Source organism: Bacillus halotolerans (assembly GCF_001517105.1).
GTDB classification, from domain to species: Bacteria; Bacillota; Bacilli; order Bacillales; family Bacillaceae; genus Bacillus; species Bacillus halotolerans.
In genome coordinates, this window is the sequence record NZ_LPVF01000010.1 from 316,210 (window position 1) to 331,813 (window position 15,604).

General features: G+C 42.7%; 14 protein-coding genes and 1 pseudogene. All 15 read right to left on the reverse strand.

Annotation, left to right across the window (positions count from 1 at the left end):
- Positions 1–53: 53 nt before the first annotated feature.
- Positions 54–314, reverse strand: coding sequence for a stage V sporulation protein SpoVS (gene spoVS, locus AU387_RS11975; RefSeq protein WP_003154135.1), 261 nt, complete (start codon positions 312–314; stop codon positions 54–56).
- A 199-nt stretch (positions 315–513) separates the two neighbouring features.
- Complete coding sequence (ymdB, locus tag AU387_RS11980; RefSeq protein WP_059335778.1) at positions 514–1,308, reverse strand: 2',3'-cyclic-nucleotide 2'-phosphodiesterase; 795 nt, start codon at positions 1,306–1,308, stop codon at positions 514–516.
- 61 nt (positions 1,309–1,369) lie between these two features.
- Entirely contained in the window at positions 1,370–2,932 is a 1,563-nt protein-coding gene (rny, locus tag AU387_RS11985; protein ID WP_010334309.1) for a ribonuclease Y, read from the reverse strand.
- A gap of 292 nt (positions 2,933–3,224) precedes the next feature.
- Positions 3,225–4,397 (reverse strand): serine hydrolase domain-containing protein, encoded by a 1,173-nt coding sequence (locus AU387_RS11990; RefSeq protein ID WP_059335779.1) that lies wholly within the window; start codon positions 4,395–4,397, stop codon positions 3,225–3,227.
- Positions 4,398–4,575: 178 nt separating this feature from the next.
- A complete protein-coding gene (recA, locus tag AU387_RS11995) occupies positions 4,576–5,622 on the reverse strand; it encodes a recombinase RecA (protein WP_010334307.1) in 1,047 nt (348 codons plus the stop codon).
- Positions 5,623–5,794: 172 nt separating this feature from the next.
- Positions 5,795–7,045 carry a competence/damage-inducible protein A gene (locus AU387_RS12000; RefSeq protein WP_059335780.1) on the reverse strand — a complete coding sequence of 417 codons (1,251 nt, stop codon included), beginning with the start codon at positions 7,043–7,045 and terminating at the stop codon, positions 5,795–5,797.
- A gap of 18 nt (positions 7,046–7,063) precedes the next feature.
- Entirely contained in the window at positions 7,064–7,645 is a 582-nt protein-coding gene (gene pgsA / locus AU387_RS12005; RefSeq protein ID WP_010334305.1) for a CDP-diacylglycerol--glycerol-3-phosphate 3-phosphatidyltransferase, read from the reverse strand.
- 49 nt (positions 7,646–7,694) lie between these two features.
- Positions 7,695–8,603: a cell shape determination protein RodZ gene (gene rodZ / locus AU387_RS12010; protein ID WP_059335781.1), complete on the reverse strand. Its 909-nt coding sequence runs from the start codon at positions 8,601–8,603 to the stop codon at positions 7,695–7,697.
- A gap of 18 nt (positions 8,604–8,621) precedes the next feature.
- Positions 8,622–9,413, reverse strand: a pseudogene (locus tag AU387_RS12015) (DUF3388 domain-containing protein).
- 129 nt (positions 9,414–9,542) lie between these two features.
- Positions 9,543–9,800 carry a DUF3243 domain-containing protein gene (locus tag AU387_RS12020; RefSeq protein WP_044155842.1) on the reverse strand — a complete coding sequence of 86 codons (258 nt, stop codon included), beginning with the start codon at positions 9,798–9,800 and terminating at the stop codon, positions 9,543–9,545.
- Between the two features lie 79 nt (positions 9,801–9,879).
- Positions 9,880–10,608: an elongation factor P 5-aminopentanone reductase gene (gene ymfI / locus AU387_RS12025; protein ID WP_059335782.1), complete on the reverse strand. Its 729-nt coding sequence runs from the start codon at positions 10,606–10,608 to the stop codon at positions 9,880–9,882.
- Positions 10,609–10,660: 52 nt separating this feature from the next.
- The gene (gene yfmH / locus AU387_RS12030; protein WP_059292762.1) at positions 10,661–11,947 is read right to left on the reverse strand and encodes an EF-P 5-aminopentanol modification-associated protein YfmH; all 1,287 of its coding nucleotides are present in this window, start codon (positions 11,945–11,947) and stop codon (positions 10,661–10,663) included.
- Positions 11,944–13,221, reverse strand: coding sequence for an EF-P 5-aminopentanol modification-associated protein YfmF (yfmF, locus tag AU387_RS12035; protein WP_059292763.1), 1,278 nt, complete (start codon positions 13,219–13,221; stop codon positions 11,944–11,946). Before yfmF ends, yfmH begins: the two co-directional genes overlap by 4 nt.
- Before the next feature lie 208 nt (positions 13,222–13,429).
- Entirely contained in the window at positions 13,430–14,638 is a 1,209-nt protein-coding gene (gene bcbE, locus AU387_RS12040; protein ID WP_232460815.1) for a bacillibactin exporter BcbE, read from the reverse strand.
- A 134-nt stretch (positions 14,639–14,772) separates the two neighbouring features.
- Entirely contained in the window at positions 14,773–15,498 is a 726-nt protein-coding gene (locus AU387_RS12045) for a GntR family transcriptional regulator (RefSeq protein ID WP_059292764.1), read from the reverse strand.
- Positions 15,499–15,604: the final 106 nt, after the last annotated feature.

Genomic DNA, 15,604 nt, shown 5'->3' on the forward strand with positions numbered 1-15,604 from the left:
ATGAAAAACAACCTGCTTGCATATGCAAACAGGTTGTGAATACTTTAATTTTCTTAGCGAGGCTCCACGATTAATTTAATCGCTGTTCTTTCTTCACCATCGATCTGAATATCAGTAAAAGCCGGAATACAAATCAAATCAACCCCGCTTGGCGCCACAAATCCTCTGGCGATTGCCACAGCTTTTACAGCTTGGTTCAAAGCACCCGCTCCAATTGCTTGAATCTCGGCGGCTCCGCGCTCTCTTAACACACCTGCAAGCGCACCTGCCACTGAATTTGGACTCGATTTTGCTGAAACTTTTAAGATTTCCATTTCTGCTCCCCCTTAGTTTTACAATGGATAAGTGAGTGTTCATTAGAACAATCATTATTAGATGTTGCTATCCAAAAAGCCATCCCCACAATGCTTTTCAAAAATAGCGGGCTACCTTCCATTTTTACTATATTCACTAAGGAGTTGCTATATTCCTGCTTTTCTTTTTAATATTTTTATAAAATAACCATGTGATCAATTATTCAAAGAACATGTGATCATCATTGATTAAAATACGTTCGATTTTAACGGCTTTTTTCGTTTGATCGTCTATATCAATGACGACTCCGCTCAGGGTTGTTTTTCCTTCAGCGACAGTAAAGCGCACAGGAAGGTTTGTTTTGAAACGTTTGATAATCGTTTCTCTGTCCATCCCCAGTATACCGTCATATGGGCCGGTCATTCCTACATCAGTAATATATGCCGTGCCCTTCGGCAAAATGCGGTTATCCGCTGTTTGCACGTGAGTGTGAGTTCCTACTACAGCAGATGCCCGTCCATCCGTGTACCAGCCGAGTGCGAGCTTTTCACTTGTCGCTTCCGCATGGAAGTCGATAAAAATGTACGGTGTTCTTTTAGCAGCTTCGGCAATTAATTCATCCGCTTTTAAAAACGGATCATCGAGCGGCGGTAAAAACGTATGGCCTTGCAAGTTGATAACAGCAAGTTCTTTACCGTTTGCTTTCACATATGTGATCCCTTTTCCCGGTGTTCCTTCCGGAAAGTTTGCGGGACGGACTAAGTTCGGGACATCGTCAATAAAATCAAAAATTTCTTTTTTGTCCCAAGTGTGGTTTCCCATCGTGATCGCATCTGCGCCAGACTGTATTAAACTGTGATAGATTTTTTCTGTTAAGCCTTTTCCATGTGCGGCATTTTCGCCATTTATAATGGTAAAATGCGGCTTGTATTTTGTTTTCAGCTTTGGCACATACTCTTTTACCATGTCGCGGCCCGGTGACCCGACAACATCTCCGATAAATAAAATTCTCATTTTGTAAATCCTTTCTATTCCTCAGCCGTCAAAAAAATAAAGTGATGCTTAGCGCATCACTTTATTTTGCATACTCTACGGCTCGAGTTTCTCTAATGACTGTCACTTTAATATGACCTGGATAATCGAGCTCGTCCTCAATTCGTTTTCGGATATCTCGCGCCAGGCGATGAGCTTCAAGATCATTTATTGAATCCGGCTTCACCATAATACGCACTTCACGTCCAGCCTGAATCGCAAATGATTTTTCAACACCTTCGTAGGACTCAGAAATTTCTTCGAGCTTTTCAAGTCTTCGAATGTAGTTCTCGAGCGTCTCACTTCTTGCGCCAGGTCTTGCAGCGGAAAGCGCATCTGCTGCAGCTACCAGCACAGCGATAATGGAAGTCGGCTCCTCGTCCCCATGGTGTGATGCAATACTGTTAATTACGACTGGGTGCTCTTTATATTTAGTCGCAAGCTCGACTCCGATTTCAACGTGGCTTCCTTCTACTTCATGGTCAATCGCTTTTCCGATGTCATGAAGTAATCCCGCCCGTTTAGCAAGCTTTGCATCTTCTCCAAGCTCCGATGCCATCAGCCCAGCCAAGAATGCGACTTCCATGGAATGCTTAAGCACATTTTGACCGTAGCTTGTACGGAACTTTAAGCGGCCGAGAATCTTGATCAGATCTGGGTGGAGGCCGTGAACGCCAACCTCAAATGTCGTTTGCTCACCCATCTCACGAATGTAGTCATCGACCTCGCGGCGAGATTTTTCAACCATTTCTTCAATCCGTGCCGGATGAATACGGCCATCCTGAACGAGTTTATCAAGAGCAATCCTTGCTGTCTCACGTCTGATCGGATCAAATCCCGACAGGATGACAGCTTCAGGGGTATCATCGATAATCAGGTCAATACCTGTCAGCGTTTCAAGCGTACGAATGTTACGCCCTTCCCGGCCGATGATACGTCCTTTCATCTCATCATTTGGAAGATTGACAACTGATACCGTTGTTTCGGCAACGTGGTCCGCTGCGCAGCGCTGTAAGGCGAGTGAAAGAATGTTTTTCGCTTTTTTATCCGCCTCTTCTTTCGCACGGTTCTCAGTTTCTTTTGTCATGATGGCGATGTCATGTGAAAGCTCGTTTTCAACCCGGTCAAGAATGATTTGTTTCGCTTCGTCACGAGTCAGACTCGAAATTCGTTCCAACTCTGACTGCTGCATACGAATCATCTCATCCACTTTGCTTTCCATCTCTTCAATATGTTGTTGTCGTTCATTCAGAGAATGATCTTTCTTCTCCAACATCGCTTCCCGTTTATCAATTCCCTCATGTTTGCGATCAAGGTTTTCCTCCTTTTGGAGTAAACGGTTTTCTTGTTTTTGAAGCTCATTTCGTCTTTCACGAACTTCTTGTTCAGCATCTATTCGAAGTTTGTGGATTTCATCCTTTGCTTCAAGCAGAGCTTCTTTTTTCAGTGCTTCAGCATCACGCTTTGCATCTTCAAGAATTTGCTCGGCTGCACCGCGTGCGCCTGCAATTTTCGCTTCGGCAATGGTTTTACGAACATAGTAGCCAACAACTAAACCGAGTAGAATCAGCAAAATGGAGATGAGAACCATCATAATTGGGGTCATACTTTCACCTCCTCTTGCTATGAACTTGGTTGTTGCTCAAAATAAGTGTCGGCATGTACATTGTCTAGTTTTCTCAACATACAGAACCTTCACAGGGAATGAAAGTTTCATCGCCCTTGTCAAGTTTAAATGGTTTAACAATCATGTTAAAAAAACAAATGTTACAACTTCATTGTAATTGTGTCGGAAATACTTGTCAAGCTTGCCAGCTTAACGTTTGCCGAGCCGCCCCCATTTATCGTGCCGAACGTGAATCCGCCAATCTTTTGAAAAAAAAGATCGTAAATTACTCCTAATTTAAAAGCTGGTATATTTTATTGTTCACTTGTCCAAGTTTAGCGTTATTTTGAATGTTTGACAACAAAACAACAACGGTTTGTCCGGATTTGCTGAAGCTGTTCAATACGTTGAAGCCCGGCATGACTCCGTGGTTTGAATAGCTTCCGGGAGCCACATAAAATCCCATCCCGTATGTGGAACTGCTCCCTGGCGTGAACATTTTTTCATAGCTTTCTTGCGAATAGAGCTTGCCGTCTATCAGTGCTTGGTCAAATTTGTACATATCGGCAGCACTCATATATATATCGCCTGCTCCATAAAGCTGAGATAAATCAGGCATATACGGTGTGACGGCCCTGCTGCCTTTCAGCTTATAGCCGACAGCTGGATAAGGCTGCTTATCGTATGTCTTGTAAAAACCCGAGTGCGTCATCCCTGCAGGCTTAAAGATATGATTGGTTATGTATTGTTCATAAGACTCACCGCTCACTTCAGCAACAATATAAGCGAGAACTGTATAGTTAGAATCCCGATAGTCCCATATTCCAGGCTGGCGTTTGATTCCTTGCTGCTCTATGTCTTTTATTAAGTCATCCGGAGTGATCGCGCCATTCCCTTCAACATGTCCGTTTATTCCCGATGTATGAGTAAGCAGATTTTTTAATGTAATATTTTCCCCATTGGGAAAATGGGGAAAATACGCGCTGACCGGATCACTTGTCTGAAGCTTTCCCTTTTCCTCAAGCTGCAAAATAGCGGTTGCTATTAGCGCTTTTTGTGACGATCCGACATAAAAGGATGTCGCAGGATTGTTTTTTATATGATGCTCGCGGTCCGCGTAACCAAAACCTTTATTGATTACGACTTCTCCATTTCTGACGATCATGGCTGTCCCGCTGAAGCCGATCTCTTTTAAATAACTGCTGATTTTTTGATTGCGGTCCACTGTTTTGATTTGTTCCTCTGTTTTTTTGGCTTTGTTTTTCTTCTGATCAGCGTGCTTCTGACCGGTATCAGAAACCGCCGCAGCTTCTTGAGATGGTTCGGCTTCTTCATCCTCTCGATGAATGGCATTCCAAATCGTGAAACAAATGATTGCGGCCAACATACCAAACAAAAGTTTGCCTCTTTTATTTAGTTTTCTCCGTCTGCGCGTCGCAGTTCTTCTGCGAGTGGGGCTTGTCATTCAATTTATCCTCCCAATCTAATTTCAAATACACACGTTTTGTTAGACGTATGAAGTACTATAAAAGTTGTCAAAAAAACCAATTTATTTATCTTTATTTTGCAGAAAATATAAAAGAAAAAAGGCAGAGTTTTCACTCTGCCTTTTTTATCATTTCAAATTCATTTTATTTTTATTCTTATTCTTCAAATTCGAGTTCTTCCTGTGTCTCTTCCGCCTGCTGCTGTACTACTCCGTTATTATCTAAGCCGTAATGTTCACGAATTTGCTCCTGAATCATCAGCATGATATCTTTATTTTCTTTTAAGAATTGTTTGGCATTTTCACGGCCTTGGCCAAGACGCTCTTCTTCATAAGAGTACCATGAACCGCTTTTTTGCACGATATCAAGTTCAGTTCCGAGATCAATGATTTCGCCTTCTTTTGAGATACCTTCTCCATACATAATATCAACCTCAGCTGTACGGAACGGAGGAGCCACCTTGTTTTTCACAACTTTAATTCTCGTTTTATTCCCCATAACGTCGTTGCCTTGTTTCAGCTGTTCAGCACGGCGTACTTCAAGACGAACGGAAGAGTAGAATTTCAGCGCACGACCGCCGGGAGTCGTTTCCGGGTTTCCGAACATAACGCCGACTTTTTCACGAATTTGGTTAATGAAAATCGCGATTGTTTTCGATTTGTTGATAGCCCCTGAAAGCTTACGAAGCGCTTGAGACATTAAACGTGCCTGCAAACCGACATGTGAATCTCCCATGTCGCCTTCAATTTCCGCTTTCGGAACGAGCGCCGCTACAGAGTCGACAACAACGATGTCAACTGCACCGCTTCGAACCAACGCTTCTGCTATTTCAAGCGCCTGCTCGCCTGTGTCAGGCTGAGACAGTAAAAGCTCTTCGATATTGACACCGAGTTTTTGTGCGTATACCGGGTCTAGCGCGTGCTCCGCATCGATAAACGCAGCTTGTCCTCCCTGCTGCTGAACCTCAGCAATCGCATGGAGCGCAACAGTTGTTTTACCTGAGCTTTCAGGACCGTATACTTCAATAATCCGTCCGCGCGGATATCCGCCAATTCCCAGTGCCGTATCAAGAGCGAGGGAGCCGCTTGGGACAGTAGAAATTCTTGTATCTGTCTTTTCTCCCAGTTTCATAATGGAACCTTTGCCGAACTGCTTTTCTATTTGTTTAAGAGCCATATCTAAGGCTGCCTGACGATCACTCATTCTATTTTTTCCTCCTTTATGTTACCACTACATATACTATACCCTGTTTGAAGGGATTTGCCAAGAAAAAAGCGAACGCATATTCGGATTTTTTCTTGGCCTGATTTCTACCAAAATATCATAATGAGTCAGAGAAATCATGTTTTTTGAGGAGGATAGTGTGCTGAAAACATTATTTTTGCTCTAACAGTTTTAAAATTAAATGGCAGCCATATTTAGCAGCACGTTTTCTGATTCCTGTTCTGGAGCCTGCAAAGTGAAACTCGTGAACCTCTTCTTTTCCGTTTGCAGAAATACCGATAAACACATGTCCAGGTGCATGGCCTTCTTGAGTATCAGGGCCGGCAACACCGGTAAAGCTAATGCCAATATCGCTTCCAGTGAGCTGCTGAACACCCTTTGCGAGCTCAGATGCGCATTCCTCGCTGACTGCGCCGAAACGGTCCAATGTTTCCTTTTTGACGCCGAGCACATTTTGCTTCACTTCGTTTGAATAGCAAACAACGCCGCCGGAAAACAATGCTGAAGCGCCGCTAAGGTCTGTCAGCCATTCAGAAAACAGCCCGCCGGTAAAGCTTTCTGCGGCAGAAAGCGTGATGCCTTTTTCCTTACATGCTTTAGATAGCTCTTTCACAAGCGATGTATCGTCGTAGCCATAGAAAAATTCACCGACACGTTCTAAAATAACGGCTTCTGTTTCTTTTAACAAACGCTCTGTTTCTTTTTCATCGGCATGTTTTGCTGTCAGGCGAAGCGTCACCTCTCCGTCCGCTGCCAACGGAGCGATCGTCGGGTTCGTCTGTGCATCAATGATATCTTCTAAATCAGCTTCAAGCTGAGACTCGCCGATACCGAAAAAGCGAAGAACAGTTGATACAATTTTTTCATTGGAGCCCATCTTTTTAAGAAGAAGCGGTTTTGCCTCATTTTCAAACATCGGACGCAATTCGCTCGGCGGCCCGGGAAGAAGCATATAAAAGCGCGAATCATGCTCTGTAAGCATCCCCGGCGCCATTCCAAAGTGATTCGCCAGTACGTCAGATCCTTCGATGACAAGCGCCTGTTTTCGGTTATTAGGTGACATCGTGCGTTTTGTTCGTTTGAAATAATCTTCAATGGACTGAAACGCCTCATCATTTAAAACGAGCGGGCGTCCCAGCACATTTGCTATCGTTTCTTTTGTTAAATCATCTTTTGTCGGTCCGAGCCCTCCTGAAAAAATAATAAAATCAGAGCGCTCTTCAGCAATACGGATGACCTGCTTCAGCCGCTCTGGATTATCACCGACTGCTGTATGGTAAAATACGTTTACTCCGATTTCTGCCAGCTGTTTGCTGATAAATTGAGCATTTGTATTAGCAATCTGACCAAGTAAGAGCTCTGAACCGACTGCAATAATCTCTGCTTTTTTTGGAAATCCCATCACGTATGTCCTTCTTTCTTAGTTAGATGTTTTTAGCGCTTCCCAGTTTTTAGCGAAATAGTCCCAGCCTGATACAACGGTAAAGAATACGGCTACCCATAACGCCAGGTCAGCGAACGGAAATGACACAAGCTCAAACGGAAGATTGTGAAGAAGCAATGCAGATACTGCAATGATTTGTGCCCAGGTTTTAATTTTACCAAGCATATTCGCAGCGACTACTTCTCCCGTTCCGGCTAATACAAGCCTTAAACCTGTTACGGCAAACTCACGGCTGATAATCACAATGACCATCCAAGCTGGAGCAAGATCAAATTGAACAAGGATAATTAACGCTGCTGATACGAGAAGTTTGTCCGCAAGCGGATCGAGAAATTTCCCAAAGTTTGTAACAAGGTTCAGTTTGCGGGCATAATAACCATCTATCCAATCTGTCGTCGATGCAATAATAAACAAGATAGCGCCCGCCAAGTGTGTGACCGGAATGGATTCGTCTCCAAATTCGAGCCTGCCCCAGTCAAACGGCGCCAGCATGATAATCATGAAGATTGGGATTAATGCAATTCTTGCTAGTGTGATTTTATTCGGTAAGTTAAACATAAAGCCCCTCCAGTTTCATACTCGGACGTGAAGAAAAGTCATCTGGTGATTAAGATGACTTTTCTTCCTTTTTATTTACAACCTTTATTGTTTGTGCCATCACTTCTTTAGGATCAAGTTTATATGAAAGAACCTCACCGTTGATTTTTATTTTCAGGTTAGGTGCATATCCTGTACGGATTTCAACTTGTTTCTGATCAGTTATGTCTTTTTTATATGTTTCGTCTTTTTTCAGTGTACCCTCTTTAAGAGAGCTGCTGTTTTCATCGCGCACTCGAATCCAAGAGCTGTCTGAAGCCTTCAGCTCAAGCTCGATTTTATCAGCGCCGGACACTTCATAAGTTGTTACAGATCCTTCAGTGCCAGTTGCTTTCACCTCTAGTTTGTCACTGTCTTCTTTTTTATCTTCTTTGTCTTTCGTTTCTTTTTTCGTGTCTGTCTCTTTTTCAGAGCTGTTGGTTTGATTCTCTTTCAGCGTTGAATCTTTAGGGATCTCATACTTGCTTTCACTTTTCGCGATTGATTTTTCTGATGCCGCATTGCTATTATCATCGTTTTTATGATTCGCAAACTGAATTATAGCGTAAACAATGGCGATCACGACAATCACGCCGAGAATCACAAGTATTGTAGGCAGCAATTCCAGCGCCTTAGAAGCAGGCTTTGGCATTTCCTTCTGGAGATTCATGCCGGAGATTTTTTCAGACACATCGTCATGATACGTATTCGGGATATCTTTTTTATGCTCCTCAAACAATTGGTCAGCATCAAGCCCGACGGCTTCCGCATATTGCTTGATGAAAGCCCGGACATAAAACTTACCCGGAATAATGTCATAATTTCCTTCCTCCAAGGCGGTTAAATACCTTTTTTGAATCTTAGTTGCCGCTTGGAGATCATCCAATGACATTGCTTTTTCCTCTCTGGCTTCTTTCAGCCGGATTCCTAGTTCAGTCACAACAAACACCTTCCAATTTTAAAAATCAAAGCTTGAAAACCCGGATTGATCAAACATTTGGGGTTCTTCAGCATGTTCATATGTAATAACCTCATCAGGATCATTTCTCAGTTCAATAATATAATCAAAGTCATCTAGTGTATACTCTGTATTTTGAACGAATATGTCCGGATGCTCCACCACTTTTGTAGCAGGCAGCCTCATGATTTCCCTCACCAGCTACAGATGGCGTTCTGATCCTCTTCTTGTCGATACAATTCCGTCAATGATAAAGACATTTTCAGTGCTGTACTCATCGGCAATCAGCTGGCTTCTGATTGTCTGTTTCAGCAAGGTAGATGACACAAACAGCCATCTTTTGCTGGCGCATACGCTGGAAGCTACGATTGACTCCGTTTTCCCGACGCGCGGCATTCCCCGGATCCCGATTAATTTATGGCCTTCTTTTTTGAACAGTTCGGCCATAAAATCGACTAACAAGCCCAGCTCGTCCCGTTCAAAGCGGAATGTTTTCTTATCATCGGCATCCCTCTGGATGTACCGGCCGTGACGCACGGCGAGGCGGTCGCGAAGCCTTGGTTCTCTCAGCTTCGTTACTTTAATTGTTTCCATCGTTTTTAAGATTGATTCTAATCGCTTAATTTGATCTATATGGCGGCACCTGAGCAGCATTCCCCTTCTGGAAAGATCGACGCCGTTTATCGTTACGATGTTAATAGAAAGCATCCCGAGAAGAGATGAAATATCCCCGAGCAGTCCGGGGCGGTTCACTTGAATTTCATATTCAAAATACCATTCGAGCTTTGCCAAATGATATACCCCCTTCATTGTGGCAAAATTTTACCTTCCTTTATCATAAAGCATTTTTCTCTAATTAGAAAGAAGAATGTTGCTGTGATGGGGAAAACATAAAAAAGAGAGGAAGAATCTCCTCTCTTCTTAATGAGTGCTGTTATTTTCAACAAGCTTAACCATCATATTGGCAATGGCGTGCTGTTCTTCTTTAGATGCTACGCTCCAAAGATCTGCCAGCACTTTTTCCTGCTCGTTCTTAGAATCCACTTCATTAGCCAGGTAACCGCCGATTTCTGTAGCAAGGTCAGTGATGGTATCCTGACTCATGCCTTTATCTTGCGCATAGTTTAAACGATCACCAAGGAAATTCTTCCAGTTATCCCAGTTTTCTAATACTGACATGTGAGTTTCCTCCATTTCATGTGAAGTTACAAAATTATTTTGTCCTTCTTAAAAGAAACTATACACATTTTATTTTGCATCAGCAGTGCCAGCCGCCGTTAACTGACAGAATCTGTCCAGTAATATAGGAAGCTTTTTCAGACAGGAGAAATGCTGCCGCCTCGGCAACTTCTTTCGGCTGTGCAAGCCTGCCGATCGGGATTTCATCTGCGATCTCTTCTAATTCCTCCGGATTGAATTGATTCATCATGTTTGTATCTACAGCACCCGGCGCTACTGCGTTGACCCTGATACCGCTTGGGGCCAGCTCCTTAGCCAGTCCTTTTACAAACGAGTGCTGCGCTCCCTTTGCCATGCTGTACAGCACCTCACACGATGCACCAGTCTCTCCCCAAATAGAGCTGACTGCAACGATCGCTCCCGATTTGTTACGGATCATGCCTGGAAGAAGGTTTCTCGTCAGCATGTAAGGACTTGCCACATGCAGCTGAACCATTTCCTGTACCGTAGCATTATCTACATCAGTAATCAGTCCAAAATGGCTTCTGCCGCTGTTTAAAACGATCGCATCAACCGGCTGAACAATTGATTTTGTTAGTTCATCAGCGCCAGTGGGAGTGGAGAGATCTCCTTGCAAAATATCAGCATATATGCCAAATGACCGTTTCAGTTTTTCAGCAAGCTCTGCTGCCGCGCTTTCATTCTGATTGTAGTGCAAAAGCAGATCATATCCCTCTGCTGCAAGCGATTCACTTATGCTTTTGCCTATACCGCCGCTCGCCCCGGTGACTAATGCTGTTTTTTTCATCCTCTTTCCTTCTTTCCGCAGAAAAACACCCCTCACATTGGAGGGATGCATGTTAAGATTTAGGAACCACTTTGCAGACAGTCAGTCTGTCCTCAGCAATTTCCTCTTGTATGATTTGCTGCACATCCTCAAGGGTGATCTGCTCGAGAACAGTTACGATATCAAACAGGCTCATCTCCAAAAATGCATAGCGAGTGAATTGGTTAGCGATGTATTCAGGTGAGTTTAATGCCTTTAAAAATGACCCGATTTTTTTCTTTCTGGCAAGTTCAATCTTCTCAGCGGTGATGATTTCACCGGCACGAAGCAGATTGCCTGAAATGTCTTCAGCCAATTTATCCGGTTCAGGCGTGTCCCCGCCAATGGCAGCAAAACCGAACCCATATTCAGCCGTAAAATCAAAGCTGAACGTTTCATCTATATACCCTTTTTCATAAAGGGACTCATATTGGGCAGAGCTTTTGCCGAACAAAGATTCAAGCAATAGGTTCATTGTAAGTTCATGCTTGAGCAGCTCTTTCCCTAATTTATACGGATGCTTTGATTTCAGACCGACGAGACATTTCGGTCCCTGAACATTCATTTTAATTTCTTTTTCTTTCCGGAAAACAGCTTCTTGCTCTTTTACTTCTTCCCGTTTAATTTCCGGCTGATCTGTATACGGTTTTCTTTCCTGATTTTCTCTTACCTGAGAAATGATAGCTTCAGAATCAACAGGGCCGACTATAAAGAGGAGCATGTTGCTCGGATGATAAAACGTCTCATAGCATTCATAAAGAAGGTCCTTTGTGATATGGGATATGCTTTCTACCGTGCCGGCTATGTCAATTTTGACAGGATGATCTTTGTACATGTTTTCAATCACCCCGAAGTAAAGCCTCCAGTCAGGGTTATCATCATACATGTTAATTTCCTGGCCGATAATCCCTTTTTCCTTTTCCACCGTTTTTTCTGTAAAATAAGGGTCCTGCACAAAATCAATCAGTGTCTCCAAATTGCGTTCCACATTTGACGTGCTTGAGAAAAGATAAGCCGTTCTTGTAAATGACGTGAACGCATTGGCAGAGGCGCCCTGTTTACTGAAATCTTGAAAAACATCTCCATCAGCTTTTTCAAACAGCTTATGTTCAAGAAAATGGGCAATCCCGTCCGGAACTTGAACCATCTCGTCTTTTCCAAGAGGGACAAACTGATTATCGATAGACCCGTACTTTGTTGTGAATACCGCATACGTCTTGTTGAAGCCTTTTTTCGGCAAAACGTATACGTCCAGGCCGTTTGACATTTTTTCATGATACAGCGTCTCCTGAAGCTGTTCAAATTCGATTGGTTTTATCAAGATGCACCCTCCGTCCCTTTTAAGAAATAAGTCGTATCAAGCTGAATCTTTTCGCCGACTTTAATGATATCCTCTTTTGTCACCCGCTCAATATTGGCAAGGAAATCTTCGATCGGAATATCGACTTGGGCAGCGGCCTGCTGATATAGAAATTCAGATAAACCGTACGCAGTATCAATTGTTTCCAGCACCTGATTCCGAATCATGGCTTTCGTCTGAGAGATGTCTTGCTCACTGAACTCCCCGTTTTTCATAGCCTGAAATTGCTCGGCAATAATAGAGACGGCTTGTTTGTAGTTTTTCACTTCAATTCCTGACATCACCATTAATAAACCTTTAAAGCTATCGATACGCGAGGCTGCGTAATAAGCGAGACTGGCTTTTTCCCGAACATTAATGAAAAGCTTGGAATGAGAAAAGCCGCCGAACATTCCGTTAAAAACTTGTAAAGCTGAATAATCCTGATCCGTAAAGGTAATATTGGTCCGATAGCCAATATTCAGCTTGCCTTGTTTGACGTCTTCTTCATCAATGACTTCTTTGGGCTCAGGTTGTTCAGCATGATTGTTTGCAAATGCTTCCAGGGTGCGTTCCTCTGTTTGAAAATATTGTTCAATAGCAGCTTGCACTTGTTTACTGTCAACATCGCCGACGACATATAAATCAAGCTGGTCTTTTTGGATCGCGTGTCGGTATGTTTCATATAATTGATCGGCCGTAATGGCATCAACATCGTCGATCTCACCATTGACGTGCAGCGAGTAAGGTTCGTTTTTACACATTTCCTGTATAAGCCTTAGATTAGAGTAACGCATTTTATCATCATAAACTGCTTGAATTCTTTGCTTCAGCGTTCGTTTTTCTTGATCCACATATTGCGATTGAAAAACGCCTGCTTCCAAAGCAGGTGAAAAGACGATTTCTGCGAGAAGATGCAGCCCTTTTTCAAGGAGCGGCGTCTGATCTTTTAAATATTTTTCATTCGGAATTTCAAGTCTGAATGTAATTACATGCTGTTCACCTTTTTTCGAGAGATCAGCCGAAACAGACGTGCCGTAAAGTTCATCCAGGTAAGAACGCAATTCTGCAGTTTTTGGACGGCTTTCTGTTCCTCGAAGCAGCACATGCGGGAACAGCGCTCTTTTCGTAACTTGCTCCTTTGTTAAGGGCGCCAGCATTTTAAAGATAAGCGAGACGGTTTTAAATTTTTCTGTTTCTACAATATGTGCGGTTAAACCGCCGTGCTTTGTTTTGACTTCATTGACATATGACATGTGAAACCTCCTTCGTTCATTTCTTATTAGTATGTATTATGACCAAATTTCAGCATTCGCAGAAACACTCTTTCATGTAATTATAGCAACTGTAGGATTTATAAGGAAACAATAACCTCTTACGTATTAATTGTTCGTCCGCTATTGGAAATAAAAAAGAGTTTTCTGCTTAGATTCGCTATTTTTCTCAACAAAAAAAGACGGTGTGTCAAACCGTCCCTAAGTTTTTTTCTTCTTCACTTTTTTTAGCATCTACATTAAAGAGCACCAGAAATAAGGAAACAATCCCGCAAAACGCGGAAAGAATGAAGATAAGCCAGCTTGCATTAGACATCAATGCCGCAAACACAGGCGGCCCGAGAGCTACTCCAATAAAGCGCATACTATTATAAAATGAGGAAATTGTTCCGCATTCCTCACTCTCAATCCCTTCTGTTATCAGCGCATCTAAAGCAGGAAGCGCCATTCCGATTCCAATTCCCCCAAAGCTCAAAAAGATAAATAAAAAATAAAAACTATGGTTCCACCACAAGCCGATAAAAGACAGGCTTAACATAATCATCCCTGTAACGACGCAAAATTTCATTCTTGCCTTATCTTTGCCGATCTTTTTACCCGCTATAAAAGAACTGCTGGACAGGAATAAAAGCGGTATCGCCAGCAGCCCGCCTTTGGCCACTCCGTCAATTGTATATTTATTCTCTAGCGTATCTGATAAGTAAAATAATACGCCAAATAATAAAAACATAATGACGCACCCAATAATAAAAACTGTGTAGAGCCAGCGTCCATCCTGTTTAAAGATTTTCCGCACATTCTTGAGGAACTCTGAAATTGTAGGTGCATCCTCATCTTCTTCAGGCTTTTCGACCAGAAACAATACGAGCAAAAAGCTGATCAAACAGAAAAACGGAATAAACCAAAACGGGACGAACCAGTACCAGGAGGCAAGTAAGGCACCCAGTATGGGACTCAGCACTTTTCCGGAGGTGTTAGCGGTCTCAATATCGCCAAGACCGGCACTGACCTTTTCATCATCCCCCTCAAACAGATCGCCGATAAACGGCATGACGATGGGAGCTGCACCCGCTGATCCGATGCCTTGAAGAACCCGTCCGACCAAGATCATAGCGTAAGGATTGTCTATATATGTCGAAGCAAAAGCAGCCACAGCTCCCCCTATTCCCGCAATAAGAAGGCATGGGAGCAGCACTTTTTTTCTGCCAAATCTATCCGACAGGTACCCCGCGATCGGAATGCAAATGATCGCTACCACCGAATATACAGTGATAATTAATGACACTTGAAATGAACTGACCGACAGCTTTTTCTCCATCATCGGAAGCACGGGAATCAGCATGGAGTTCCCTAATGTCATAACAAGCGGTACGGAAGCCAGAGCAATAATATTTTTCATTCCTATTTTTTCTTTCAACATTTTCACCCATTCACTTTGTCATCCTTTATATCTTGCGTTAACAGCAGTAAAAGTATGTACAAAGAAACATAAACCAGGCAAATAAAAAAACAGACACATCACAGGCGTCTGTTTTAGAAACGTTTACGCAAAACATGGAATCTGAATTTGTCGGCTCTGAAATAATTTAATGAATAAAGCACCGGTTTATCATGCTGATCGTAATGCGTTTGTTTTAACAGCAAAAGAGCTGTTTCCGGATCGCATTCCAGCACTGGAGAAATCGTATCATGATAGCCGATCGGCTCAATATCAGTTACGGCGTAGCTGATCACAGAGCCTGAATTTTTCTCAAGCAGGTCAAACATAGACTCTTGCTGGTGAGAAAAAGAATCCGGCAATATATCCATCGGAATTTTGTCAATACAATACACAATCGGCTGCCCGTTTGCCGTTCTGACACGTTCAAGATAAAAAACTTCCTGGCCTGATGTCAGATGAAATCTCTTGATATCATCATCAGACGGCATAAGCACTTGAGATGAAAGAAAAATCGTTCCTGGAATCATATTAGCCTGTTCAATCATCTTGGTTACACTGTTCAGCTGTTCAATGCCCGAAAGAAATAACGGCTTAGAATGGACAAAGGTTCCTACACCATGCCTTCTGATAATCACATGCTCTTCTTCCAATATCCGCAGTGCTTCACGCAAAGTCGCCCGGCTGACACCAAGCTTTTTGGAAAGCTCAAATTCAGAAGGGAGCTTTTCTTTCTCAGTGTAGATTCCATTTTTAATATCCTCTTTTATTCGTTCAATCACTTTTAAATACAAGTGCCGATTATCAGCTTTTGTAGACATGTTTCCCCTCCGTAAACCACTTTCGATAAAAATTATTGAACAATTGGGACAACTATATCATGTTTTGTCGAAAAAATAAATAAAAAGGTGTACAGTTTACATAATG